The sequence below is a fragment of the Microcoleus sp. PH2017_12_PCY_D_A genome, assembly GCF_020738565.1.
In the GTDB taxonomy this organism is placed as follows: Bacteria; Cyanobacteriota; Cyanobacteriia; order Cyanobacteriales; family Microcoleaceae; genus Microcoleus.
The window spans coordinates 46,897-73,373 of the sequence record NZ_JAEQCI010000038.1 but is presented as its reverse complement, the minus strand read 5'-3'; the positions used below and the strand labels follow the sequence as shown (position 1 = coordinate 73,373).

Here is a 26,477-nt window from a genome sequence, read left to right as displayed (position 1 = left end):
AAATTCCTCGTAATAAAAACGGTTCGTAGTGAGGACTTTAGTCCGCATAAATCCTAAATTCCTCGTAATAAAAACGGTTCGTAGTGAGGACTTTAGTCCTCATAAATAAAGGACTAAAGTCCTCACTACGAACCAATATGATTGTGGTTCTTATCTTCGGACACTATCTGACGAATTCATCCAGACTTTGGATGGCAATTTTAAAGTTCTGTATCTATATCTACCCCCATTTCTCGAAGCCGCTGCGCCAATCTTTCGGCACGCTGCCTTTCGGAATTAACTTGCTGTTCTAGTTGCACATTTTGCTGTTCTAGTTGCAAATTTTCCTGTCCTAGTTGCTGTAGCCGTGCTTGTTCTTCTCGAATTAAATCTTCTACTAGGGGCGGAGCTAGCACTTGATTCACCGACAAAATAAATTCAGCGAACTGCACAGACTGAACTCGCTCTCCCGGCAAAAATTCTTGATGAGAATAACTGGTTTCATTTTCAGGACGGCTGCATACTCGTATTTTCGGTCTAGTGGGGTCTACAATCCAATATTCAGGGATATCAATTAAGTCATATTCTGCCCGTTTGCGGATGTAGTCGTCCCGCCAATTTTGACTCGTAACTTCGATAACTAACAGCGGTTTTTCTTCAAAGTCCAGCACGGCAGAACCTGGTTGCGCGCAGACTTGTTCCCACAGACGCTGAGTGCAAATCACCACATCAGGAATGCGAGAAGAGTTTTCCTCAGTTCGGACAGCGGTAGTCACAATTGCAACAAGAGCTAGGTTGTGTGCTGCAAAGAAGCGCCGGAACTGGTAAACCAAGAATTCACAAATTTTGATATGTATGGCTGTAGGTGTTGGCATTTCGATTAGATTGCCCCGATATAATTCATAACAAACACCTGACTCTCCCTGATAGTTCAGATATTCTTCAAAGGTGAGTTTTTGGGTAGAAGTTATAACCATGTCAGTTATCTCCCTTTTTCGGTGAGCTTACTGTCTATTTTACACTTTTATTTGGTGATACCAAATCCGGGTTTGTGACCCCCGATAAGACGGGCGCGCTTGAAACCGCTGCTATACAAACAAAACCCACTCGCCTGCGGGTTTAAGAATAAAGGGGGTATTATACCCGGATTTGGTATGAATCTGCCCCTGAAAGCTGAAAACTGTTTCACCAAAAAAATAGGGCGAGCCTAAGCCCGCCCTACAATTCAAATTAAATCAGGCTACACATTAATAAGTTTCAACGTGCCAGCGGTGTTCTTTCTTCAACTGTTTCTGATAGCCAGACCAGTCAATGCCGTGCTTGCTAGATGCAGCAGACATTCCTTCGTCGATGCCGCCTTCCATGCCCTTCAAACCGCAGATGTAAGTGTGAGTTTTCGGCTTTTGAACCAATTCCCACAGTTGGTCTGCGTTCTCTTGAATCCGGTTTTGAATGTACATCTTGCCGCCGTCAGCAGTCTTTTGCTCGCGGCTGATCGCATAAGTCAAGCGGAAATTATCGGGGAATTCGCGCTGCAATTGCTCCAACTCTTCTTTATAAAGAATGTTGGGAGTGTAAGCAACTCCAAAGAACAGCCAAGCTAAACCTTTGAATTTGTATTCGGGATTATTTTCCTTGAACATCCGCCACAAATAAGCGCGGAAAGGAGCAATACCCGTACCGGTAGCCATCATAATCACGGTGGCATCTTCGTCTTCGGGCAACAACATTTCCTTGCCTACGGGGCCGGTGATTTTGACATCAGCCCCCGGTTCCAAACCGGTGAGAAAAGTCGAACACACACCGAACACTTTTTCGCCTGTTTCCGGGTGTTTGTACTCCAGCCGGCGGACGCACAAGGAGACCGTTTTGTCATCTACATCGTCGCCGTGACGGGTGGAGGCGATCGAGTAAAGCCGAATTTTGTGAGGTTTGCCGTTTTTATCTGTCCCATCGGGAATAATCCCGATACTTTGACCTTCGAGATAGTGCAAATTGCCACCGGAAATGTCAAATTTGACGTGGCGGACTGTGCCGTCGCCGCCTTCTCTGACCAATTCTTCTGTAGAAATACACTTGCCAATATAGGGATTGGCGGGCTTGTAAAGGTTAACAGGAACCTGAACTTTTTCCTTGGCTTGAGTCATGGGCTTAGTTTTTTCTCCAGATTTCTGACTCTGTAGCCCTGCTTCTGGTGCGACTTTGCCATTAGTAGTTTCGGGAGCGCCGTTTGAGGGGCGGATGCTGACGATTTTGCCACCCATGCGAGCAATTCTGCGCATTTCCTGATTCATGCGATCGTAGGGCACGGAGATAAACACGCTGCCGCTACGGCGAATCGGGTGACTTGTTTCGTCAGTTGCTGTGCTCTGACGCATACCCTCCACTTCGTAAACAAAGATGCGGCTGCCTGATTCTGAGTTGGCCGCTACACCAGATATGCTTGGGCTGTACATTTGTTGCTTGTCCTTCACGATACAGAGTTATAAAGAAAGAGAATGTGACGTTAGACTCAATTTACTTTTTTCTTAAGGCCACCTGGACTAATTTGCCCGCGCGAATCTTTGGGCCTCGCCGCGCAGGCGGGAGTGTCAAGTTGAGATCGCTCTGCCTCTAATTCCCGATTGGCCGATCGCCGCCCTTGGTCTCGCCCGGCTACATTCAGGTATTGACCTATAGCTATTGTTGTCTGCGTACTGCCAATATTTTACCCGATCGGGGGATCTGCCCCGATAACTCGTTCTGATTTGGGGAGATGTCCGATGGGGAGATCGGGGGAGAGGGGGGAGAGGGGGAGATAAGGGGAGAGGGTGTGATGGGAATACGGCTCAAGAAATATAGAATTTAAATGCTGTCTTGCTGAAAGTAAGATTTAGCTATCTGGATGTTGAGCTTGTAGGGGGCGGACGCATTCTGGTAAGATTAACCACTAAAGTTAGTATTAATTTCTTGCCTTGAAGATTGCTTGGGTCTTCCCGGGCAGGCAGTCAAGTGACTGCTGTATGCTGGTGAGCGCTCGATCGTCTCGGGGTAGCAAACCCGCAGAAAGCCTGCTTGTAGCTACCTGCGGGCTGAAATTTTGTGGAATCTAGACTTCAGTTACTTAGTAAACAGTGATTTTGTTAGAGGGAAACTATGACCAGTAAGCCGGATCGCGTGGTTTTAATTGGCGTAGCCGGAGACTCCGGTTGCGGAAAATCTACTTTTTTGCGCCGATTGACAGATTTGTTCGGGGAAGATTTCGTGACTGTAATCTGCCTTGACGACTATCATTGTCTCGATCGCAAGCAGCGCAAGGAAACAGGGATTACCGCCCTTGACCCGAGAGCGAACAATTTTGACCTGATGGCCGAGCAAATGAAAGCGCTCAAAGAAGGTCGGGGAATAGACAAGCCGATTTACAACCACGAAACCGGTCTGCTCGATCCTCCTGAACGGGTAGAGCCGAATCACGTGATTGTGATTGAGGGGCTGCACCCCCTTTACGACGAGCGAGTGAGAAATCTCCTCGACTTCAGCGTCTACCTCGACATCAGCGACGAAGTAAAAATTGCTTGGAAAATCCAGCGCGACATGGCGGAACGGGGCCACCGTTACGAAGACGTGCTGTTTGCGATCAATGCTCGCAAACCGGATTTCACAGCCTACATCGACCCACAAAAGCAATATGCTGACGTGGTAATTCAAGTATTGCCGACCAACTTGATCAAAGATGACAAAGAACGGAAAGTTCTGCGCGTCCAAATGATCCAGCGCGAAGGTATCGCCAACTTTGAACCTGCGTATTTGTTTGACGAAGGTTCGACAATTAACTGGATTCCTTGTGGCCGCAAGCTGACTTGTTCCTATCCAGGAATTAAGATGTACTACGGCCCAGATGCTTTCTACGGTCACGAAGTCTCGATTTTGGAAGTAGACGGTCAGTTCGAGAATCTCGAAGAAGTGATTTACATCGAAAGCCACTTGAGCAAGACTTCTGCGAAATATGAAGGCGAGTTGACTCACCTGTTGCTCCAGCACCGCGAATATCCCGGTTCCAACAATGGAACAGGTTTGTTCCAAGTATTGGTGGGATTGAAGATGCGGGCGACTTACGAGAAGTTGACTGCAAAAGAATCAAAAGTTGCTGTTAGTGTTTAGAACTCTGGCATGAAAGATTTGAGAGGCGCGATCGCGCCTCTTTTTTTGTTGGTGAAATGAACGGCAGAGGGTGATTCAGTTGACAGTTGACAGTTGACAGTTGACAGTTGAGGGCGACCTCTACCTAGAAGAAAGAGGATTGGAGTCAATACAGTTCACTTAAGACCGATCCCCCCTAACCCCCCTTAAAAAGCAGGGTGGATTAATTGTTGGGAGAGAGGTACGTAGTTGGGCTTGAGCCTCCTTTCTCTATATGTCTAATACCATTTTTCTTTCATATCCGATAGAGATAAAGGACGACAAGACGTTGTAATTATCTGCTTTCCCTAGTTTCCAAAAGTCTGTCATAACTTTAAAAAAATGGTATAAAGGAGGCTCAATCCCAACTACGTACCTTATCCGTAAAAAATCTTTAACCCAAGCCTATTGAGTTAGGGTAGAGTATTTGGCAATAGAGAGTTTAAAAATGTTTTTCCGGCTTGATTGAGGGTAGTTCTACTTTTTTGAATTATGTAATTCGATGCAACCCTGTGTGAATATGGATTAAGAATGCCAAAAACTTTACTTCTGCACTACTACCTCCTCCAGCAATAGCTTGATTTGGTTGCCGATCGCCCCGACATTGGGTTCCTGTAAAATACTGAGATGGTCTCCCGGTACATCATAAATGGTCAGACCGTCCTTGAGATAAGGTTTCCAGCCTAGCTCCGGATCGAGGATGACACTTACGCCATCTTCAGAATCCAGTGCTCGAAACATGACTACTTTGCCAGCATAGGGTTTTGGGACGTAAGCTCGTTCTGCTTGCTCAATTATCTTCTCTGTCATCAAATAGTCCGTGGTGCAAGACATTGACTCTGTAGGTTCTTTCACCTTGTTGTATCGCCCGATCGCCTTGCGGGCCAGCATTGTCATGCGATCTGTAAGTGTCATTATTTTATCGACGACGCTACGGATGATGTAACCTACGCCCTGCTTGGCAATTTTTTGGGCATGGAAGCGCAGCCGCCGATCGAGGGGTAGGGGCTTGTAGGCAGAGGGTAACATCGAATCAAACATCACCAATAACGCTGTTTCCTGTCCTTTAGCTGCCAATTTTTGAGCTACTTCAAAAGCCACAATACCTCCAAATGACAAACCACCCAAATAATAGGGGCCTTCTGGTTGCACCTTCACGAGTTCATTGATGTAATAGTCTGCGATCGCCTCAACCTGATTGACTGGCCCGTTAACGCCATCTTTAACAAGAGCAATTAAGCCATATATCGGCCGATCTAGCCCTAAATATGGAATTAACGGATGATAAATAGACACTCCTTCAAACAGAAAGAGTGGTGGCTGAGAACCTTTCGGTTGAATATCAACTAAGGAAAGGCTTTGGTTGGGGATATTGCCTTGACGTAGAATGTCGGCTAATTGTTTGATGGTTGGGGCTTGGAAGATCATCGATAGTGACCAACTCTGCTGCAACTTTTCGTCAATTTTGTCAGCTAAGCGAGCTGCTAACAGGGATGTACCGCCTAAATCCATGAAATTATCCGTAGTGCCGATCGGCTTAATATTGAGTACCTGCTCCCAAATTTGGACAAGTTGAGCCTCTAGTCCATCAATAGGTAACACAACTTCACTGTTTTTAACCAGATCGGCAACCTGCGGTTCTGGAAACCCACGGCGATCGACCTTACCATTGGGGGTCATGGGGAAGCTCTCCATCACTACAACCGCTGCCGGAATCATGTATGCCGGTAGCTTGGTTTGTAGAAAACTACGCAATGCAGACACCTCCATTGGTTGTCCGTGCTTCGGAATGATATAGGCCACTAAGCGCTTTTCACCGGGTACGTCTTCCCGTGCCAAAACTATACCTTGCTGCACAGATGGGTGCTGTTCCAAATAGGTTTCAATTTCTAGTAACTCAATCCGAAAACCTCGAATTTTTACTTGAAAATCGATGCGACCAATAAACTCCAACGTTCCATTGGGTAAATAGCGGGCAGTATCCCCTGTTATGTAAAGTTTGGCTCCAGGTCGATCGCTAAATGGATTAGCAATAAACTTACTAGCAGTACGTTCTGCCAAGTTGAGATATCCCCTGGCAACCCCTGGGCCGCCAATATACAGTTCTCCAATATCGCCATCTGGCACAGGATTTAGGTTTTCATCCAGAATGTAAATTTGGCTGTTGGGAAGGGGACGACCGATGGGAATGTCTGCTTCACTACTGAGATCGTAGCCTTCAGCGATCGGGTCAAAAATGGTGGCCGTCACCGTAGTTTCAGTCGGCCCGTAGGTATTAAGCCAACGAGGATATTCCCCAACCAATTGTCGCCATTCACCATACAGAGCGCGAGAGGCTTTTTCTCCGCCTACAATCACCAATCTCACATCTGGCGACATGGGAACACCTAGCAATGAGAGTCCGCTGACGAGGCCGTGCCAAAAAGCAGTGGGCAAGTCCAGAATAGTAATGCGTTCTTGCTCAATAAATTCGAGGAATTGGCGAGTAGAGCTAATACAGTCTTCAGTTCGCAACACGATTGTTGCACCGCTTACCAAGGATGGAAAAACTTCCTCAATGATGATGTCAAAGCTCATGCTAGAGAATTGCAGTACCCGATCGCCAGCCCGAAGATTAAATTCCTGTACGATCGCCTTGCTGTGGTGAACCATGCCCCGGTGAGTAATCATTACACCCTTGGGATTTCCCGTCGAACCAGAGGTGTAAATAACGTAAGCCAAATGGTCGGGCGTTGTCAGCAGAGACAGATTTTCAGTGCTGTATGGCGCTATATCCTGCCAGTCTGTATCTGGACAAATCACGCGAGCATTGTGTTCTGGCAAAAATTCAACCAGATGCTGTTGAATCAAAATGAATCGCACGCTGGCGTCTCGTAACTTGTACGCTCGGCGCTCGTGGGGATAGGCTGGGTCGATCGGCACATAGGCCGCCCCAGCCTTCATCACCCCCAAAAAGCAAATCACCATTTCCATGCAGCGATTCATAGAGATAGCAACCAGTTCATCGGGTTGCACTCCTAGTGCTTGGAGGTAATGGGCTAGCTGGTTTGCGCGTTGGTTTAAGGCGTTATAGGTTAATTCTTGCCCTTGAAATGATAGGGCGATCGCATCAGGAGTCTGCTTAACCTGCGCTTCAAACCATTGATGGATGCTCACATAGTCAGATGCAGTTAGATCGCCTTGAAACTCCTGGACAGAGGAGACATCGTGACTGGATGCTGGAACACCAACACAGACATCGTGGGTAGTTTTTAGTAAATCAGTTTGCTTATTGGGTGAGTACCCATCACCACTCGTCAAAAAATCTTGAGAGTTCATCATATTTGTGATTTAAGTAGGGCGATCGAGGTTAATAGATGGCACCCTGTGGGCAATTCCTTGTCCCCCATTCATGCAGCTCACAGATCCTTGTGGATGGCTTGTGCAGTGTCGAAACTGTCGCAGTGCAGTAATACTGCGTCGAATCAATCTGTCACAGTTACCAGGTCGATCTGAATATGGCGGCGCGCATCAATGCGCTTTTGGGGAACGGGAGCTGTTTCTGGATAATTGCTTTTTCTCCTGTTTGAATTATACGACTTATTAATTAACTTGTTGTACATCAAGACTGTTTTGGGGAGCATCTAATTAGCGATCGGGGGCGATCGCACTAAAAAAGCAAAACAGAGATGCTCCCTTACTGCTTCAAGGGAGCTAAACTGCTTGGCCTGTAAAAGTTTCAGCTATTTACATTTTTTGTTGTATGCCTTAAAAATTTGTACGTTTTCTTAAGTTGTCACCAATAGGAGACGGTGTTTGGAAGTAGAGAGGCTAAGAATATTTTTCCGGCTTCATTGAGATCGTCATCTAGGGAAAAGCTGAGACTGCGTTGGATACAATTACGAAATTTCTTGATTAGTGAAACCCTTGCTAGAAAAGGCTTACAACTCATATTAGCTTTGTTTGTCACCGCAAACCCAGAAGACCCCTGCGAACTCGCAGAGCGTCATTTTTTATGTCTAGTGGCTGTTTGAGGTGTTCCGGGTAGATAAGAATTGCATTTTTACAGTTTACTGCATTTGCGTAGGCAACTATTTGATGGCGGTCTCCACTGTCTACTCGATCGGGATTTTTGTATTTGGTATCGAGGACGTATTGGACTTTACCTGTTTCTCTGTCGCACAGAAGTAAGTCAATGCGATCGCAATAATTTTGGTCATGTGCGACCGTGTGTTTTTTCTTGACAAAAAAGCCTTTTGGTGTATTTGTCTTGAGCCATTCAGCGACAAATTGTTCGTATAAACTAGCCATGTTTATCAGAAAAGGTAGCATTTGGCGATCGCCCGTTTCGTGACTTGGCCCAGTATTCTCCAGAAAGAAGCGGCAGAGGGCGTGTAATATTTGATAATCTTGATTAAGACGGTGATAAGTGCGATCGATACAAGCTTCAGGTTTAAAAGATGTTAGGATAACAAATCCTTGGAGTGCGTGAAAGGCTTTTCGCACTCCAAAGTCATGTTTTTTATGCTGCAATTTTCGATCGCTCTAATTGTAGCATTTAAGCTGATATCTTGCACCCTTCTCAACTCTTAAGTGAAAATTGCTTCAGTCATGGCTCTGACTGTAGGAACGCCGACTAAAAATATCAGTATCGGGTGGCTCGTAGGGTTTATAGGATCGTATAGACTGAATTTGTGCCTTTAATTGTGTGGGAAAATTTAATGGCTTCTGCTCTTTAATTGACGAAGTATTAACAGCGTATTTTTCCCAAAATAGGGAGAGCTTATTAAGCGTACCTAGTGCCGATGTTTCATGGTGCTGAATAGCCGTAAGTTCTTTGCCTAATTCGTTAAGTACAATCTTTTCAGATTCCTTTTTAGCATCTTGCCACCGCTCGGTCGCCAAGAAGTATTTTAGTAACTTATAGTCGTGAAACACTTCAGGCTCTAGTGCATTGATATAAGGCCATAATAGCGCTTGGATTGCTGGTTCTTTCCGGCTTTTAAGTTGTGAAAATGCAGCTTCTTGTTCTGCTTTGGTTCCACTATTCAGTAATTGAATTACTTTGTATAAACTAGAGTTTTGAGGTTGCTTGATTTCTAAGTAGCTGTGGAATAATGCAATCGGATCGACTATGTTCAGATTAAGAAGTGTTGCTTTCCACAACAGGGTGTCATGATTTCCGACACTGGCAAAAAGTTGTCCGTTGGGACTGAAGGCTACGTTTCCAGCAGGAATCGAGAGATTAGCTATAAGCTTACCAGTTTCTGTATTCAACAGCTTGATAGTACCACCATAGTATCCAGCAGCTAGAAGTTGTCCGTTGGGGCTGAAGGCTAAGTACGTGCAAGATGAATCCGCAGACGCAGAGAAAGTAGCTGTGAGGGTACCCGTCTCTGTATTCCACAGTTGGATGATATTTGTGACCGTATTGGCGTTGGCGACGGTATTCCGTGTGTCCGTCGTAGCAAGGAGTTGCCTGCTGGGGCTAAATGCCAATAAATGCAACCCAGAGAGATCTGTGAGTGTAACGGTCTCCGCATCATCCCACGGTTTGATGGTAGACTCCTCTCTGCTAAGGTCAATAAGTTGTCCGTTGGGGCTGAAAGCAACGTGGGAAGAATGACCTGAATGCTCAGAGAGAGTATCTACGAGCATACCCGTCTCCAAATCCCACAGCTTGATAGTAGAGATGGACCAATCACTACTACCGTTTTGGCTCAGGGCAAGAAGTTGTCCGTTAGAGCTGAAAGCAACGTTGCGAAGCAGATCTGAATCCACAGAGAGAATATCTATGAGCTTACCCGTCTCCACATCCCACAGCTTGATGGTAGCAGACAGACACTTACGACCCGGATCGACGCTAGCAAGGAGTTTTCCGTTAGGGCTGAAGGCTAAGATGGAAGGAACAAACCAATGAGAGTTTCCATACCCAGGAAGAGTATCCTCACACAGAAGAGTAGCTGCGAGCATACCCGTCTCCACATTCCACAACTTGATGATGGGGTCATCATCCGAATTCCAATCGGTCTTACTGTTACTAGCAAGGAGTTGTCCGTTGGGGCTGAAGGCTAACTTGCCAATCCTATCTGAATCGTAAGGGATAGTAGCTGTAACTATACCCGTCTCCACATCCCACACCTTGATGGCTTTTTCATAAGGATTCCTCATCGAAACGGCACGAGCAAGGAGTTGTCCATTGGGGCTGAATACGACCAAGGAGCTATCAGCACGATCGTTCAGCTTCATGGTATGGATATGCTTGTGCGGGTAAGGCTCGTATATTTCTAGTGCCATTTTCAACTCTGGTTCTACATTTTCCTTTAGCAATTCCTGTAGCAACGAGTAGGCAACCAACCCGACTTCTGACACTTCATCTTTCAAACCATGCAGCAACAATTCCATGGCTGGTTCCCCATGTTTAACTGCTTCTTGCAGTCCAGCGATTCTGACTTGAAAATCTGGATTTGCACAACGATGTTTGACTCCTTCTATTCCTCCTAAAACTGCTGCACCGATGGGAGGTGGATTGTTGCCGCCAAGGACTGCATCGCCTGGTTTTGGTTGAGAAGATTCGTTTACCATTGCATCTGCCTCGCTGTGAAGTTTGTAATTTCGATATTTTGGGGCTGTTTTTCTGATGGTGAGTTTCGCGCTTCTTTTGGTGTTCTTGCTGTTGTTAAATTAACGCTACACCCGCAGTCCGGCAGGGGTTTAAACCCCTGCCTCATAGCTGAAGTCCTCTAAAAGAGGACTGAAGAACTTATTACATCAAATTTGGTTTGGAATTTCAGATCTAATTTGGCGGTTGAAACTCGTGCGGCGTGCAAAATCGAATGTATTTTGTTTGTGATTCGATTTTGTCTTGTCACATGAAGTCTGCCTTCAATGGCTTAAAGAATTCATGGAACCAAAAACCCAGATTTGGCATTAGTCCTCTTTCAGAGGACTTTCGCTACTCGCGGTGGGTTTAAACCCCTGGCGGTCTTTCGGGTTAAGCGATCTTGCCTGTCGCGCCTTTAGCACTTAGCACCGCAGATGCACTTGTAAAACTGATGCTCTAACAACAGGTGATTTTTTATCCGTGCTTCCCAAGCTAGCAGCAGACTTTTGTCGATCGCACCCTTCGTAAATAAACTTAATATCAAAGTCTGCTACAAAATTTCTCCGATCGACTGACAGCAACGCTATTATTAGCAGAAAAAAAGCAAGTGCGATCGCTTTTTTAAGACAGAAAGCGCGATCGCTAATCTGCCCGATCGCAACTGTTCTCGGAAAAATTAAACTTGTGCCAAACTTACCTAAACGTGCTATATTCAACTCCGTAAACCCTGAACAGCGCTTTCAGGTATGCCAAAATTATCAACGAGTCAACTAAATGCCCTTTACTTTCAAGAAATTAGCTTCGATCGCAATCTTCTTCGCAGCCGTAAAAATTTTAGTTGACTCTGGGCACTTCCAACAAGCTGCCAATAACATCACACACAGAAACCCAGCCAGCGCCACATCAGACACCGAAACTCTGCGACACAAATCCAGCAACACGCCCGCCGCAGAACCCCACAAATCACCAGATCAAAAGTTTGATGTAGTAGTATATGGCGATGAAGTGCCGGGGATATGTGCGGCTATATGGGCAAAAAAGACATTAGGTGAAAAGGGCAAAGTTGCGATCGTGCGATCGAACTACGCAACTGCTCTTTTGGGCGGCGTACTCACCCGCGGCGGCTTAGGTTACGTCGATTTAGATAAAATCCCCGACTGGTACCGCCAACCCTACGCCCAATGTTTCCGGGAATTCTTAGACAAAGCGAATGTACCCGAATCTTGCTTGGAACCAAAAACCGCTGACAAAGCTCTTAGAGAGATGCTTTCGGAAGCCGGAGTTAAACTTATTTCCCACTCAACTCTGACTCCTCACGTAGTCGATCAAAAGATAGAATATGCCGAAGTTAAAGAGAGCAATATCAAAATTCAAGCTAACTCTTTTATTGACGTAACTCAAGACGCGGAACTGGCAAGAAAAGCCGGATTATCTTATTATACAGGATATGAATCGCAAAACATCAAATCAAAAAATGAAACTTTAGCAGTATCTGTAGTGCCGACAATTACTGGGCTAACGATGGCAGACTTCGGCAAAATAGAAGATGACATTCTCTACAACACTCCTTTAGTAGACAAGATTAAAGCAAGCATTACCAAATATAAAGATCCGGCAAGTACAGAATTCTGGATGAGGAATTTTTTGAGTCCGATTTATCAGGCCTATCGAGACGGTTACAATATCAGAAGCGTAGCCCTAGGGGCGGCCTATCACGTAGATAGAAATTTGCCCTTTACTCAAGATAAAGGATTCTTCTTTGACAAAGCCAATGTGTGCGTTTATAAAGATAATTCGCTGTCGTGGAACGGGTTTTTGTTTAAATACCAAGTTGACGAATTGATGAAGATGGAAGCTAACGGCAGAAAACCGACTCCTGAGATGGTGAAAGAAATGTCACACCTCCAAGAATGGCTGCAAAAGAAGTCGGGTAAAGATGTGAGAGTGTTTATCCCGGAAGAGATTTATATCAGACAAACTTTGAATGTCCGCGATGTGGTGGCGCCGCTAAGTGGGAAAGAGATTATTAAAGGGGGCACAGATCCAGAAAAGTCGATCGGCAGTTTTTCCTACGATTTCGACTTGCGGGGCGGAGTCAAGGATTTGGAATCGAGAATTCCGCCGCTGCCGACCTATAATTTTGGGATAGAGAGCGCTTTGGCGAGTAAGGTGAGTAATTTGGCTATTGTAGGGCGATCGTCCGGCTATGTCGGGATGGCCGTATCAGTCGGGCGAATTGCGACGGTGAATATTTATCAAGGACAAGGCGTGGGCGTGGCGGCGGGTTTGGCTAGCAAGTTGGGAGTGCCGCTGAATACGATTACCTCGAGTAAAACAAGGGAAACTTTGGAGACTTTAACGGGGAAAACTACGTATTTGTCGGGGAGAGATACGAGTTATGGGGTGGATTATAAAGAGGTGAAATAGATCTAAGGAAGTAGTAGGGGACGAGCGAAATATTCGCTGGGAATAGGAAATTTTGTAAACTAATTAAGAGCGATCGCACTTTTTGTTATAAAGGGCGATCGCTTTTTCTTTGCTTGCTCAATTCAAACCCCTGAAACTTCTTTTTTCTGTAACCTTGCTTCTCTAAATTCACCAATGCGTTTTGCAGATTTCTCATCCACCGCTGTTATCATTATAAGTTCTCCAATCTAGCAATAATCCGTTCCATGCCTATTTTAGCTGGCAGCACATACAGGACTTATATCGTGTCCGGAAGATCGACCTTAATTAGTGCTTGCTGAATAATCGATCGCCAACCAAGAGCAGGAGCGATGGATATATTCAGCAAGACCTAATTAAAGAGCGATCGCCGCCACAGGTCAATCCCAAAAAGATTATCAGCCATTAAACAATGAGAATTTGCGGGTAAATGAAGTGAGAGTTTCTGTTTTGCCGAACATCACGATCGCCATATACGTCATATCATCCATCCTGGTGCTTTTGGTATTTGACATCTGTTCTTCGGCTGAAGATCCCAACATGCTGTGAGTGAAAGCATTATGGACAATACCTGCTTCATTGAGAGCTTGATGCAGTGTTTTGAGTTGGTTATTATTCTTTGCTTTCAGAATGATGTACGGATATTGACTAATGTGTGATGGATCGCTCCAGCTTTCCTGGAATTCGTACTTGAGAAACTGTAAATCCTCTGAACCACCAATTTTGGACACTAACCCTGCGGTCGCATGTCCCAAAGCGTTCATTAGTTGGGGGGAATTGATGTTCGGATTAACAACTGCAATAGTTTTGTAATCATTATCTTGATACAACATGATTGATTCTTCTTTTTTTGTGGATTGGGATAAGTCACCTAATCAACCAGCAGATAGATATTTCTGCTGACTGATTAAGAAGTTTATGAATCAGAATTACAATCAACTTTTGCTAGTCCTTGAAAGACATGTTCAATTGCCTGACCGATGCCCCAGAAATCGATATAATCCTTGCCTGCTTCAACTTCGCGTTGACGGGCATAGGTGCCATTTGCCCATTCTTTTTGGGTTTTGGGACTTTTATGGTGCCAATCATGTTCTGGCATTTCTCCAGATAAGACAGCGACACGTACTAGGAAGTGTCCCAGCATTTTGATGATCCAATAGCACCAAGCCCAAGGCGAAGAATCGGTAGGAGGAGTTACACCGCAAAATCGACCATGACTTTTGGTTGTCTTGTTATGAGTGCTTCCCCACTTGTGCTCCGATAGAAATTGCAAAAGCGATGCAATGTGATACAGAAAAGTTAGAGGAAAGATGATTGCTAGCACAAACTTGAAGAATGATTGGGTGAGGATGGCGCCAGCTATGAGAAATATGATGAATAGGATAGTAATTATCCGACGATAGATTGACTCGTTCATGAAGTTGGCTTTAAAACGAGCTTCTAGAAATAACCAATGGAATCGAGGCGAAATTGCTGTTCGCCATAGGTGTTTCCAGTATGGGCGGGTATCGATGGTAGGCGATGGATTAAGGATGAGTTTCATTTTCGACAGTCCTCCTAAAAGATAGAAGATACACGTAACCTTCACAACTACAGGATTTTCGGGAATACCTACCTTTTCTGATAGACATTCCTTCGATTGAATTAGGACTCTGAACCAGGACGAAAACCTAACAAGTAGAGGAACTGGGCATCAGGGTCATGTTCAAAACTGGCAAACTTCTTTACATGGTGGTGAAGTTTGATATGATCGTGGTAATAGCCTGCAAAATCTTGAACGATCAGCATCGTTGATAAAACTTCTGCAAGCCATTTATCACGATAGTCCCCAAAAAATTCGTAGTGTACGCAACGATGGCAGATCGTTGCCTGAATTTTACGAGCACCACCCACTGTATATGCCCAAGAAAAAATCAGCAAAGGAAAGAAAAATGGAGAAGATTGCAGAATGATGAAACTGGCTGTAATTCCGCTGAACAGTGACAAAAGTGCGGCGATCAATTGGTAAATGCGACCGACTTTCAAGAGGGGCTGTTGTCCCCAGTAGGGTTTACCCGTTAGCCAAGTGATGAATTCCTGAATCAGCACATACATGACGGGAGGCAGGTTTCCCCCAATTTTGGCAAGTTGTTCTCGAATGCCACCTTCATTATCAATAGCTACGCCTACACCATCTTCACTGTCTTGGGCTGAAGTTTCGGTTGTGGATTGGACAACTTCAACAGGGGCAGAGACAAAAAGTAACACGGACATGGTTTTCTCCTTTGTTTAATCGATTAGGGGCAGTACATCAGACAAAACAAACAGTAAAATCGTGGATCTTTACAGGAGGATCGCGAATCGATTGAGGCATTTTTACTTGTGTAAATTTCATAGAAATGAGCCTATAAACATCAAAAGGCTGACATTTTTGGTGACAGAGTTAGTCACCGAAAACGTCAGCCTTGTATGCCAACAGATATTGAATGTGCCAACCAGAACCTTTTTAGAGAATTGCTCTAAATCAAGTTGCTAGTCAGATCGCTTGTGCTAGGTAGAATGGCCCGCCAGCGCTACCTTAATACGGCGTGAGAAAATACATTCGACGTTGAAATGGATCGCGCCAGTCTTGGACTCCACTTTCCTCCAAGGGGTGATGATGACCTTGCCAAAGCCTTCTGCATCGATGATGGTCTGCAATGCGTGGATGATGCACTGTTTGACTTCGACCATTGCTGAGTGATGGGGAATACGACATTGAGCAAGAGCCTTGGGGCAGAGTTCCAATTTATTATCGTTCCAGGTCATTTGGACTTGCGCTTTTCCCTTGCAGGGATGAACGTGAATCGTGGCTGACCGTATATCTCCTTCTTCCCACCTGCTTAGGCGGTCAAGAATGAGTTGTAGGAACTGACATGGCGTTATCTCCATAGGGCACAACCTCACTTTTTGCGTAGGCGGGGAACGCTTCTCGTATACCTATCTTAGCACTGCCATCCAGAGTTGTCAAGACTTATTGTAAAATATTTTTGCAATCTAAGATAGTTATAACCATCTTTCAATGACATGAACAGAGCGTCAATCCCATAGATACTACTACAGGACTTACGCACTAACAACGTAATGATGTCATTCTGAGGCTTAGCGAAGAATCTCAAACCCTTGCAGCAACGTTACAGTGCGTAAGTCCTGCACTAATGATGCATATTATGATGACCCAGTTTTCCTACCAGGCTCTAGTCTAAGTCATAAGTCTTTTGCCTTGTGTTGCTTTCACGCACTTGTCGGGTGAGTTAATCGAGCGAGGTTGGTTTTCCAAGCCTTTTGTCAATAGACTCTCCAATAATTCTTGTGGGGCAGACAGGATACCTGCCTTTGACTGGCTTTTCTGGAGAGGTCTAATTATTATGCCAAATAAGACTATCGTTTCACGCTTTCCGGATTTTGCAAAATGAGTATGTTTAATTATCTTAGGTACGGCATCCACTCATGACGATCGAGCATATGTCTGTTAGGATTGGGGCAGATGGCAAATGAATCTGTCTTATCAAGATCGTCAAAACTTACAGTTGCTACGCTCAAAGGCTAGCTATATGGTGTAAACTCTTGTGGGCTTAGCACACAGCTAGCCGCAACGACCCAAGCTTGACCTCTGAAGTGCAAGCAGGACAACTAGCACCTCGCAGCAAGTCAGCTTTATTGCGAGTGTATTGGTTTCAGAAAAAAAAGGAGGGTAAATAATCTCAATGGCACGCCCAAAACGCACTCGTTCTGAAGATACCGCGTCCCAGTCGAAATTTGTTCAGGTTGTGGAAGGCTATCTTACCAAAGCAAACTGGACAAAGCAGCAATTTATGGCTGAAATCCAGGTTGGAGAAGCTCAGTTCTATCGGTGGGCGAGGGGCGAAAACGTTCCGTCAAAAGCAATTGTTAATCGTATTGCAGTATTTTTAGGTCGTCGCTTAGATGAAGTCTATCAGAATCTTCCTCATAATCCCTTTCCAGTTTCTGATACGATTGATGGCTTGTTGAATGAACTGCTTGAAGCGGCAGGCTACAGCGCCAGTATTCGGGGAAAGGGAGTTGATTCTAGCTGGCAAGAAATAGCTCATAATCGCTCATGGAAACTTGGGTACACTCTTGTTTATCCAAATTGGGCAGAGCCTCCGGAAAGGTATGGAGAAAAGCCTATTGGTATTGCCATTGACTGCGCTGAAAGAGTAGGTGATTTGCTTGGGATAGACACAGAATGGCAATACTTAACTTGGCAAGAAATGCCTCTTGCAATTGCTGAACGTAAAGTTCATGGGATTGCCCCTTTCATGCTGGCTGCACCAGGCAGATTTTTTGATTACCGCTTATCTGATCCGTGGTATTCAGGGGGAAAACTTAAACTGACCGCAGTTACTCTACCAATAGAAATTGATGCAGACTTTCTAGAAGATTTACCACATAAACGTGTTCGGTTGGTTTACATAGAAAATGAGATCGGAGATTGGGTAGTCAGTATGCTCGGTAATTCTTACGAGCGAGAGGCATTTGCAGACAAAGCAAAAGCTTTTAGTTATATGAAAGCCTTTGAGTCCAAGGAAAGTGATGTGATTCCTATTCTATGCTCTGACCACGTTCTTTGTAAAAGTGTAGCTGATGAGAATAACTGGCAAGTTCTCAACATAAGATGTGTGAAGGATTTGGAATTGTATCCAGCATTTGCTTTTCACCCAAATGAAGAACAATTAACCGCCTCTGTTAATGCTGTTTTGAAGTTGGTTAATCAAGTTTCATAAATCATCAGTGCAAGGAGCTAGTCAAATTGTGAAAATTTCATTTAGTCTGTTAGCAGAACAAATAATTAATGACGAAGAACGAATTCTCAAAGAATTGGCGGTGGAAAAATCTCTGTGTGATATTACAAGTAATATTGAGGGCTTAAAGCAATTTGCTGAAGCTTTTCACTTTATCCGCTATGACTTCTGCCACCTCAACTTTATTGTGGGTGAGCGGTGCTGCACCAATGAATTTTTGTGGGAGGGAATAGCGAAAAATCTGTACGAAGAATTGGGCGGAAAAAGTGGGCAGAGCCACAACCAGTTGTACCGAGATTTTTTAGCTTCCGTTGGCGCTCGGGAAGAAGATTCTCTAAAGGAACCTGCATTTGCCTCCCTGTTTAATCGGGCGCTGCAAACCTACTGTCGGCAAGCGCCCGTTGCAGAAGCCCTGTTTACTATCGCAATCTATGAAGCTTTTGACATCCCCGACTACCAACTACTACTACGGGTTGTGAAACAAGCAGATGTCTCACAGCAAGGGCTACGTTTCTTTCAGCTTCATGCTGTCGCCAACCACTTTGAAATGTTTGAAGATGTTGTAGCTTGGCTTAGAAAACAAGAAGGTGGAGAAAGTGCCTTCAATCGGGCAAAAGAATTTGTTTTTCAGACACAAACCGAAATGTGGCGTGGATTAATAGCGCACTTACAAGAACAAACAACCGATTGCTGTGTTTAAAACTTTTGATTTTTTTTGGAGGAACGCAATGGGCATTAAAACACTTAGAAATCGCTGGTTTACGATCGCCATTTCACTAGCAATAGTCTTCTTGGTCAGCTTGGCTTCATGCACAAAAAATTCTGCACAACAAACCAGTCCAAATACCACCAGCACGTCAACCTTGGGGCAAATCGCAGCCAGTAGCAAAATCAAAGTCGCCTATCTCGTCTTTCCGCCAACCATCACCAAAAACCAAACCACTGGAGAATTGGGCGGGCATTTAGTGGATACCATCAAAGAAATTGCGCGGCTCAACAACTGGACTCCCGAATTCATCGAAACCGACTGGTCGGGCTTTGCTACCGGGCTGGACTCCCGTCGGTTTGATGTTTCGATCGTCCCCACCTTCGTCACCGTCCCCAGAGCCTTATCCGTCTACTTCACCAATCCCCTCTTCTACGCAGGCAACAGCGCCATCACTAAAGCCGACGAAACCCGCTTCACAACCCTGGAAAGCATCGACCAACCCGGAGTCACCGTTGCTGTCACCCAAGGCGAAGCAGGCGACGAATATGCCAAAGCCAACTTCAAGAAAGCCAAAATCACCCGCTTCTCTGGTGGCGACCAATCCCTTGCCTTCCAAGCTGTTGTGGCAGGTCGCGCCAATATTGCCCTCGGTGATGCCTACGTGACCTCCCAATTCGCCAAAGCCAACCCCCAAGTCAAAGACCTTTTTGCCAAAGCCCCCTACAATCTCACTCCTGTCTCCTGGGCAGTGCGTAAGGGCGACACTGAAATGTTGAACTTCCTCAACAGCAGCCTGGAATCCCTGGATTACCAAGGTCGCCTCCGGGAGTGGGAACAAAAAGCAGGCGCAAACTGGCTCCACATTAAAAAAGTCTGGGAATTTACTAAATCGTAATTCATCAATGAACTGGAACTTTTCCATCATCTGGAATAACCTTTTACCCCTATGCTTTGCCTTACTAACCACGATCGGGATTAGTCTTGGTAGTATTGCTCTTGGAACGATCGTCGGCGTGTTAGTCGGGGTGCTTTCCCTCACATCCTCCCGACTCATTTCTGGGTTCGCCAAATTCTTCATCGAACTTTTCCTCGCACTCCCCGCCTTAGTCCTACTCGTTTGGCTTTACTACAGTCTGCCTCTACTCATCCCCGGCTTTATCCTGGACGGGCAAAGCTGTGCCGTGTTGGGGCTAGGTTTGAGCCTCGCTGCCTTTGTTGCAGATATCATCCGGGGTGGGATTAACTCCATCCCGCCCGGAGAAATTGAGGTTGCCTATTGCACGGGAATGACTCGCTTAGAAACGATTCGCTATATCCTGATTCCCCAAGTTTTTCGCAAATCCTGGCTGCCCCTCATGGGACAGTACATCACTACCTACAAATTCTCCACCCTGGCATCGGTCATTGCCGTACCAGAAATCCTTCATACCGCCAATTCAATCATCGCTCAAACCTACCGCCCGATCGAGATTTATTCAACGGTTGCCGTGATGTTCATCGCTACCGTTGTTCCCCTCAACCTCCTACTAAGACGGGTACAGCAAGTCAAAGAACTGGGTGGTACGGAGACAATATAAGCAAGCTCTCAATCCTACAATGCAAAGTTCATTCCTAAGCATCGAAAATCTGGGCAAACGGTTTAATAATGCCAATATTCTAGAGAATGTCAGCTTCTCGCTAGAAAAAGGTGAGAGTATGCTGATTCAAGGCAAAAGTGGCTGCGGGAAAACTACCCTGTTGCGCTGCATTGCGTTGCTCGAAGCGATCGATCGAGGTCGAATTATCTTCAATGAAAGAGTCGTTTCCCAAGCAGGTCATCTCGATCGTGCGAACAGTCGGCTAGAAATTGGCATGGTTTTTCAACAACTATACCTCTGGTCGCACATGACTGTTCTAGAAAACGTAGCACTACCCCTTTGGTTGCGTAACGGTAAACGTAAAAAGCTAGCAGATGAGGTTGCCAAGCATCAGCTAGCCCAGCTTGGGATTGAAGATAAAGCGAATGAGTACCCCAATCAACTATCAGGAGGACAACGGCAACGGGCAGCATTTGCCCGTGCGCTGGTACACTCTCCTCAACTCCTGCTACTCGATGAAATTACAGCAAATTTAGATCCTGAAACAGCTTATAAAGTTGTAGGCATTGTTGAAAAAATTATTGAAGCAGGTACATCTGTCATTTGGGTGACGCATTCCGAGCTACCTTCTGCGATCTGGTCTTATGTTCTGCGTTTTGGCGATCGCACCTGGCTCAAAGAGAAATATAATTAGGGATTAGTTGGAGAAAGCGAATTGAGTCAAAGCATAATGACAGAAATTTTTGAGAGAGAGCCAGAAATTAAAGACTACATTATTCAAGCATCTTTGAACTCGGAAAATATGTGAGTGTCGCTATTTCGGACTCTCAACTTGAAGACTGCATAACCCACTCCAGCAATTCGATCTCCTGGCAGTTCTCCCCCTATGAGTTGTTCGATAATGGGTTGAATATCATTGCGAATGCTGCGGTATTTTTTTGCAAGAGTGCGTAAATTGCGATTGAAGGTTGGCGAAACTATAACTTGAATTAAGGGCAAGTCAGTCATTCTCAATTCCTTCCCACATTTGAGCAACCGGAATGGTTTGCCCACTCATGGCTTCGTGCCAAGCTTGCCGAAAATCTTGTAGAAGCGCTGCTTTAGATTCGCCCTCCCCGTCAATTTCTGAGGGTTCTGAAATACTAAAAGAATTAGCAGCAGGCATCTCTTGGATTTCTGCTGAGAAAACCTCTGGCAGATTATTTTGCGAAATGATTACCCCCTGATGTTGCTTTTGGCTTAGAAACTCTATAAAACTCGCAACCAATGCCAGATGTTCTGGAGAAAGTCGATCGATGGCTCGATCGATTTGATGTCGAAGTGCCACTACATTCATAATGCCATCAGACCTGTTAATTTTACCTTCATTTTAACGTAAACCCGCCCCGCCTTGAATATCGCTCTTCCCTCTGCTTTCTCTGGCACTGATGCAGTTCAAAACTCTTCTCCTCCCTTCTGTGGCACAATCATAAATAAGATCAAACCCTGAAGCCACCATGACCGCAAACCTACCGCCCCAATACGACCCCAAAGCCACCGAAACCAAGTGGCAAAAATACTGGGAAGACAACCAAACCTTCAAAGCCGATCCAGAAGCAGGCGGCGAACCCTACTGCGTCGTCATTCCGCCGCCCAACGTGACCGGCAGCCTCCACATGGGACACGCCTTTGAAGAAACCCTAATTGATGTCCTCGTCCGCTATCACCGCATGACTGGACGCAATACCCTGTGGTTGCCGGGAACGGATCATGCTAGTATCGCAGTTCAAACTATTCTCGAAAAACAACTCAAAGCACAAGGCAAAACTCGCCACGATTTAGGTAGAGAAAAATTCCTAGAACGGGCTTGGGAATGGAAAGCTGAGTCTGGCAATACTATTACTAATCAATTACGCAGTTTGGGCGTGTCTGTTGATTGGTCGCGGGAACGCTTTACGATGGATGAAGGCTTATCCGCTGCGGTTTTAGAAGCCTTTGTCCGCCTCTACGATGAGGGGCTGATTTATCGCGGCAATTACTTGGTGAATTGGTGTCCGGCGAGTCAGTCTGCTGTGTCGGATTTGGAGGTTGACCAGCAGGAAGTTGAGGGCCATTTGTGGCATTTCCGCTATCCTTTGACGGATGGTTCTGGTTATTTGGAGGTGGCGACGACTCGGCCGGAGACGATGCTGGGCGATACTGGCGTTGCGGTGAATCCAGAGGACGATCGCTACAAGCATCTTATCGGTAAAACTGTCACTTTGCCAATTGTCGATCGCGAAATTCCAATTTTTGCCGATGAATTAGTTGACGCGACTTTTGGAACAGGCTGTGTCAAGGTGACTCCCGCCCACGATCCGAATGACTTCGAGATGGGTAAGCGCCACAATTTGCCGTTTATCAACATCATGAACAAGGACGGCACTTTAAATGAAAATGCCGGAGAGTTCCAAGGACAAGACCGATTTGTTGCCCGAAAGAATGTCGTAAAACGTTTAGAAATAGACGGCGTCTTAGTTAAAATTGAAGATTACAAACATACAGTTCCCTACAGCGAACGCGGCAAAGTTCCCGTCGAACCGTTGCTATCTACGCAATGGTTTGTGAAGATAGAACCGCTTTCTGGGCGCGCTTTGGAAGCCTTAGATCAAAACAATTCACCTGTCTTTGTTCCTGAGAGATGGACAAAGGTTTATCGCGATTGGTTGGTGAAGCTGAAAGATTGGTGTATTTCCCGACAATTGTGGTGGGGACACCAAATCCCGGCTTGGTATGCTGTTAGCGAAACTCACGGCGAAATTACTGATACAACGCCGTTTGTGGTGGCGAAAACTGAAGCTGAAGCTAGGGAAAAAGCTACTGCTAAATTTGGTGAGGATGTCCAGCTAGCAAGAGATCCAGATGTATTGGATACTTGGTTTTCCTCGGGGTTGTGGCCTTTCTCAACTTTGGGCTGGCCGGACGAAACTAAGGATTTGGATTTTTACTATCCGACAACTACTTTGGTTACGGGTTTTGATATCATCTTTTTCTGGGTTGCGAGAATGACGATGATGGCAGGACATTTTACTGGAAAGATGCCTTTTGAGACTGTTTACATTCACGGTTTGGTGTTGGATGAAAATGGTCACAAAATGTCTAAGAGTAAAAATAACGGTATTGACCCGCTGCTGTTGATTGGCAAGTACGGGACTGATGCTTTGCGCTACACTTTGGTTAAGGAAGTGATTGGGGCCGGGCAGAATATTCGCATGGAGTACGATCGCAAAACTGATGAATCTAAATCAGTCGAGACTTCGCGGAATTTCACTAATAAGTTGTGGAATGCGGCCCGGTTTGTGATGATGAATCTGGAAGGACAAACTCCTCAGCAGTTGGGTAAACCTCTCACTCAGGTTCGTAGTGAGGACTTTAGTCCGCAGGGGGAGAGGACTGAAGTCCTTACTACAAACCAGGTTCGTAGTGAGGACTTTAGTCCGCAGGGGGAGAGGACTGAAGTCCTTACTACGAACCTTACTACAAACCTTAGCGATCGCTGGATTCTTTCTCGCTATTATCAAGTTGTACAACAAAGTCGCACTTGTTTAGAAAATTACGGTTTGGGGGAAGCGGCGAAGGGACTTTACGAGTTTATTTGGGGCGATTTTTGCGACTGGTATATTGAGTTAGTCAAGTCTCGCTTACAACAAGATGCTGAACCCAATTCTAAGAAAGTTGCACAGCAAACTTTTGCTTTTGTGTTGGAAGGAATTCTGAAATTGCTGCATCCTTTTATGCCGCACATTACTGAGGAGATTTGGCACACTCTGACTCAAACGGGCGAGGATGAATGTCTGGCTTTGCAAGCTTATCCTGAACCAGAACCATCGCTGATAAATCCTGAATTAGAACAGCAGTTTGAGTTGTTGTTCGGGACAATTCGCACTATTCGCAATTTGCGGGCGGATTCGGATATCAAACCGAGTGTGAAGGTGACGGTGATTTTGCAAAGCGACAATGAAAAAGAACGCCAAATTCTCTTGGATGGAGGCGTTTACATTCAGGATTTGGCTAAAGTCGAAAATCTGACGGTGACAGCTAGTTTAGATGCAGAACCAACCCTTGATAAGGGGGGGTCAATTGCTGGGGTTGTCGGTACTGTCCAAGTCTTGATTCCTCTGGCTGGTGTGGTCGATTTGGTGGCTTTGCGCGGTAAGTTGGAGAAGAAGCTGGCTAAGGTGGAAGCTGAAATTAAGCATACGGCGGCGCGTTTGACTAATCAGAAGTTTGTGGATAAGGCTACTCCTGATGTGGTTCAGGGGGCGAGGGATGCTTTGGCTGAATCCGAAAAACAAGCTGAGATTTTGCGCGATCGGCTAAAGTTGTTTTAAGGAGTAATTAGTCATTAGTCATTAGTCATTAGTCATTAGTCGCGGGTGGGGTGAGAAACCGGGTTTCTACGAAATTTTGTGTTTAGTCACGATAAATCTCGAAAGAAACCCGGTTTCTGAGGTTATTGCCGAAATTACCAATTACCAATTACCAATTATCAATTACCAATTACCCCCATGTTATATTTAGCCCAAGTACAAAAGAAGGAAATTTCAGGTGAGATAAGTCTGCAATTGCTGGCTTGTCAAAATTCTGATGATACTTGGGCTATGCTTTTTCAAGAAACTGTTTTGACGCTACCGCCAGATTTCGATCGAAATGTTTTAAATGAAGGGATGCTAGTCTTAGCACATCTTGGCGAAAATAGCAAGGTTTTGCACATTCAATCAGCTACAAACTGGGTGCTAGAATTAGTTCAGAAGTATTTAACAACGGGCTTTACTCCCGATTTTTTGCAGCAAGAAGCCCAGAAGGCGGAAGGGTGGCGGCAGTCTCTCACTTTGCAAAGTCAAGAGTTGTCTCGCCGATCGATCGAAGTTGAAGCCCGCCGGGAACAAATTCAAAATTTAGAGGCAAAACTCCAGCAGGAAAAGGAATTGCTGGAAAGTACGATCGCCCAATTGAAAAATTCACCACAACTACCGGAATAAAATTGGTTTGATCGTTCGGACTTTAGTCGTCATAAAATCAGAGGACTAAAGTCCGAACGATCAAACACCTTTATTACGGGTAATTTGCTGGACATGATATAGTTTGTAACCTCACAAATACCCCTTACCCGTTGCTGAATCGCCAGCCAAATTGCCCGCTGCTAAAGCACTTTTGACTTCAACCAAGCGGCGGGGAGACACAGCAGTTTCTGAGAATTGGTAACATAAGCCCGCTTCTGAAACACATCGTACTGATTGCGTTCGATCGCATTTAATATCTTACTGTACAGCATTGTCGCAGCCCAAACTGTCCAGCGGATATCGGGACTGAGCACTTTAATTCCCGGTTCCGCGCTGGCGTACAATTTGCGAGCTCGCTGAATTTGAAAGCGCATCAATTCCCGCCAGCGGTTGTCAATTACACCGTTGAATAAGTCTTCCTCAGTGTAGTTAAACAAGGCTAAGTCTTCTAGGGGAATGTAAATGCGGCCGCGGCGGGCGTCTTCTCCCACATCGCGCAGAATGTTAGTTAACTGCTTGGCAATACCGAGAGATATGGCTTCTTCTTTGGGAATTCTATTCCCCCAGTGCCAATTCCAGTTAGCAGCGGAGTTGGATTCGTCTACGCCCATGACAGACATTGACATCATCCCGACAGTGCCGGCTACTCGGTAACAGTAAAGATTGAGCTCTTCAAAAGTTTCGTAACGGCTGCGGTACAAGTCCATTTGCTGGCCCGCAATCATTTCGCGAAACGGTTGAATGTCGATCGGGAAACGAGACAGCGTATCCACCAAAGCCACGTCATAATCATCGTGGGGATGGCCCGCAAACACAGATTCTAGGCGTTTTTCCCACAAATTTAGCGTTTCAGGGGTCGTAGCCTCAGAACCAGGCCCGTCTACGAGTTCGTCGGTGCGGCGGCACCAGACGTAAATCGCCCAGATTGCCCGACGCTTGGCTTCGGGCATGAGTTGAGTGCCTAAATAAAAATTTTTGGCATAACTCGCTGTGATTTGGCGGCACAGTTCGTAGGATTCATCCAAAGAGGCCAGAGTTCTCATGCACTGGAGTTTTGACAGTTGCAGCATCCGAGAATAAGAAATTTAAAGATTAGAACTGACATTCCCCCGTTTAGAAAACGGGAGATTCTTTTACGTCTTGAGGACTTACGCATCTGAACAAAGAAACTGGGTTTTTGAACCGAGATTGAGGGTTCTAAGCAAATATTTTGGCTAAAAA

At 45.4% G+C, this 26,477-nt stretch carries 22 protein-coding genes; 9 read left to right on the top strand and 13 right to left on the bottom strand.

Translation table 11 applies throughout. The features are described 5' to 3' along the window. Positions 1–200 precede the first annotated feature (200 nt). Together JGK39_RS11820 and petH are read right to left on the bottom strand one after the other, a co-directional pair. Complete coding sequence (locus tag JGK39_RS11820; protein ID WP_293251457.1) at positions 201–956, bottom strand: Uma2 family endonuclease; 756 nt, start codon at positions 954–956, stop codon at positions 201–203. 270 nt (positions 957–1,226) lie between these two features. Then, positions 1,227–2,435, bottom strand: coding sequence for a ferredoxin--NADP reductase (petH, locus tag JGK39_RS11815; RefSeq protein ID WP_293251455.1), 1,209 nt, complete (start codon positions 2,433–2,435; stop codon positions 1,227–1,229). Positions 2,436–3,114: 679 nt separating this feature from the next. Here petH and JGK39_RS11810 point away from each other — a divergent pair. Continuing rightward, positions 3,115–4,119, top strand: coding sequence for a phosphoribulokinase (locus tag JGK39_RS11810; protein ID WP_293144172.1), 1,005 nt, complete (start codon positions 3,115–3,117; stop codon positions 4,117–4,119). Positions 4,120–4,680: 561 nt separating this feature from the next. Here JGK39_RS11810 and JGK39_RS11805 read toward each other — a convergent pair. The 4 genes from JGK39_RS11805 to JGK39_RS11790 form a co-directional block, all read right to left on the bottom strand. Beyond that, complete coding sequence (locus tag JGK39_RS11805) at positions 4,681–7,458, bottom strand: amino acid adenylation domain-containing protein (RefSeq protein ID WP_293296545.1); 2,778 nt, start codon at positions 7,456–7,458, stop codon at positions 4,681–4,683. Positions 7,459–8,082: 624 nt separating this feature from the next. Continuing rightward, the gene (locus tag JGK39_RS11800; protein WP_293296543.1) at positions 8,083–8,649 is read right to left on the bottom strand and encodes a hypothetical protein; all 567 of its coding nucleotides are present in this window, start codon (positions 8,647–8,649) and stop codon (positions 8,083–8,085) included. Between the two features lie 72 nt (positions 8,650–8,721). Further along, on the bottom strand, positions 8,722–10,701 hold the full coding sequence (locus JGK39_RS11795; RefSeq protein ID WP_293251449.1) for a WD40 repeat domain-containing protein: 1,980 nt from the start codon (positions 10,699–10,701) through the stop codon (positions 8,722–8,724). Positions 10,702–11,142: 441 nt separating this feature from the next. Then, positions 11,143–11,436 (bottom strand): hypothetical protein, encoded by a 294-nt coding sequence (locus JGK39_RS11790; protein WP_293251421.1) that lies wholly within the window; start codon positions 11,434–11,436, stop codon positions 11,143–11,145. A gap of 58 nt (positions 11,437–11,494) precedes the next feature. Between JGK39_RS11790 and JGK39_RS11785 the strand changes: the two genes are divergently transcribed. Next, complete coding sequence (locus JGK39_RS11785; RefSeq protein ID WP_293296541.1) at positions 11,495–13,147, top strand: FAD-dependent oxidoreductase; 1,653 nt, start codon at positions 11,495–11,497, stop codon at positions 13,145–13,147. Positions 13,148–13,563: 416 nt separating this feature from the next. On the opposite strand, the gene JGK39_RS11780 is transcribed toward JGK39_RS11785, so the two are convergent. The 4 genes from JGK39_RS11780 to JGK39_RS11765 form a co-directional block, all read right to left on the bottom strand. Further along, positions 13,564–13,998, bottom strand: a complete 435-nt coding sequence (locus tag JGK39_RS11780; RefSeq protein WP_293296540.1) for a DUF2000 family protein — start codon at positions 13,996–13,998, stop codon at positions 13,564–13,566. Between the two features lie 83 nt (positions 13,999–14,081). After that, positions 14,082–14,708: a hypothetical protein gene (locus JGK39_RS11775; RefSeq protein ID WP_293296538.1), complete on the bottom strand. Its 627-nt coding sequence runs from the start codon at positions 14,706–14,708 to the stop codon at positions 14,082–14,084. A 101-nt stretch (positions 14,709–14,809) separates the two neighbouring features. Further along, positions 14,810–15,418 (bottom strand): hypothetical protein, encoded by a 609-nt coding sequence (locus tag JGK39_RS11770; protein ID WP_293296536.1) that lies wholly within the window; start codon positions 15,416–15,418, stop codon positions 14,810–14,812. A 276-nt stretch (positions 15,419–15,694) separates the two neighbouring features. Continuing rightward, positions 15,695–15,952: a hypothetical protein gene (locus JGK39_RS11765; RefSeq protein ID WP_293296534.1), complete on the bottom strand. Its 258-nt coding sequence runs from the start codon at positions 15,950–15,952 to the stop codon at positions 15,695–15,697. A gap of 938 nt (positions 15,953–16,890) precedes the next feature. Between JGK39_RS11765 and JGK39_RS11760 the strand changes: the two genes are divergently transcribed. Genes JGK39_RS11760 through JGK39_RS11740 form a run of 5 tightly spaced genes read left to right on the top strand, consistent with a single transcriptional unit; the run spans position 16,891 to position 20,929 of the window. After that, entirely contained in the window at positions 16,891–17,931 is a 1,041-nt protein-coding gene (locus JGK39_RS11760) for a transporter substrate-binding domain-containing protein (protein ID WP_293296532.1), read from the top strand. A 28-nt stretch (positions 17,932–17,959) separates the two neighbouring features. After that, a complete protein-coding gene (locus JGK39_RS11755) occupies positions 17,960–18,649 on the top strand; it encodes an iron-containing redox enzyme family protein (protein WP_293296530.1) in 690 nt (229 codons plus the stop codon). Between the two features lie 28 nt (positions 18,650–18,677). Then, positions 18,678–19,553, top strand: coding sequence for a transporter substrate-binding domain-containing protein (locus JGK39_RS11750; RefSeq protein ID WP_293296529.1), 876 nt, complete (start codon positions 18,678–18,680; stop codon positions 19,551–19,553). 7 nt (positions 19,554–19,560) lie between these two features. After that, positions 19,561–20,235, top strand: coding sequence for an amino acid ABC transporter permease (locus JGK39_RS11745; RefSeq protein WP_293197163.1), 675 nt, complete (start codon positions 19,561–19,563; stop codon positions 20,233–20,235). 19 nt (positions 20,236–20,254) lie between these two features. Then, a complete protein-coding gene (locus tag JGK39_RS11740) occupies positions 20,255–20,929 on the top strand; it encodes an ATP-binding cassette domain-containing protein (protein WP_293296528.1) in 675 nt (224 codons plus the stop codon). A gap of 83 nt (positions 20,930–21,012) precedes the next feature. Here JGK39_RS11740 and JGK39_RS11735 read toward each other — a convergent pair whose 3' ends face one another. After that, positions 21,013–21,243: a hypothetical protein gene (locus tag JGK39_RS11735; RefSeq protein ID WP_293296526.1), complete on the bottom strand. Its 231-nt coding sequence runs from the start codon at positions 21,241–21,243 to the stop codon at positions 21,013–21,015. After that, on the bottom strand, positions 21,236–21,562 hold the full coding sequence (locus tag JGK39_RS11730) for a hypothetical protein (RefSeq protein WP_293296524.1): 327 nt from the start codon (positions 21,560–21,562) through the stop codon (positions 21,236–21,238). The genes JGK39_RS11735 and JGK39_RS11730 overlap by 8 nt, the downstream gene beginning before the upstream one ends. 169 nt (positions 21,563–21,731) lie before the next feature. Here JGK39_RS11730 and JGK39_RS11725 point away from each other — a divergent pair, with 169 nt between their 5' ends. After that, complete coding sequence (locus JGK39_RS11725) at positions 21,732–24,584, top strand: valine--tRNA ligase (RefSeq protein WP_293251405.1); 2,853 nt, start codon at positions 21,732–21,734, stop codon at positions 24,582–24,584. A gap of 177 nt (positions 24,585–24,761) precedes the next feature. After that, positions 24,762–25,235 carry a hypothetical protein gene (locus JGK39_RS11720; RefSeq protein WP_293251403.1) on the top strand — a complete coding sequence of 158 codons (474 nt, stop codon included), beginning with the start codon at positions 24,762–24,764 and terminating at the stop codon, positions 25,233–25,235. A gap of 161 nt (positions 25,236–25,396) precedes the next feature. Here JGK39_RS11720 and crtB read toward each other — a convergent pair whose 3' ends face one another. Further along, positions 25,397–26,326 carry a 15-cis-phytoene synthase CrtB gene (gene crtB / locus JGK39_RS11715; RefSeq protein WP_293251401.1) on the bottom strand — a complete coding sequence of 310 codons (930 nt, stop codon included), beginning with the start codon at positions 26,324–26,326 and terminating at the stop codon, positions 25,397–25,399. Positions 26,327–26,477 lie beyond the last annotated feature (151 nt).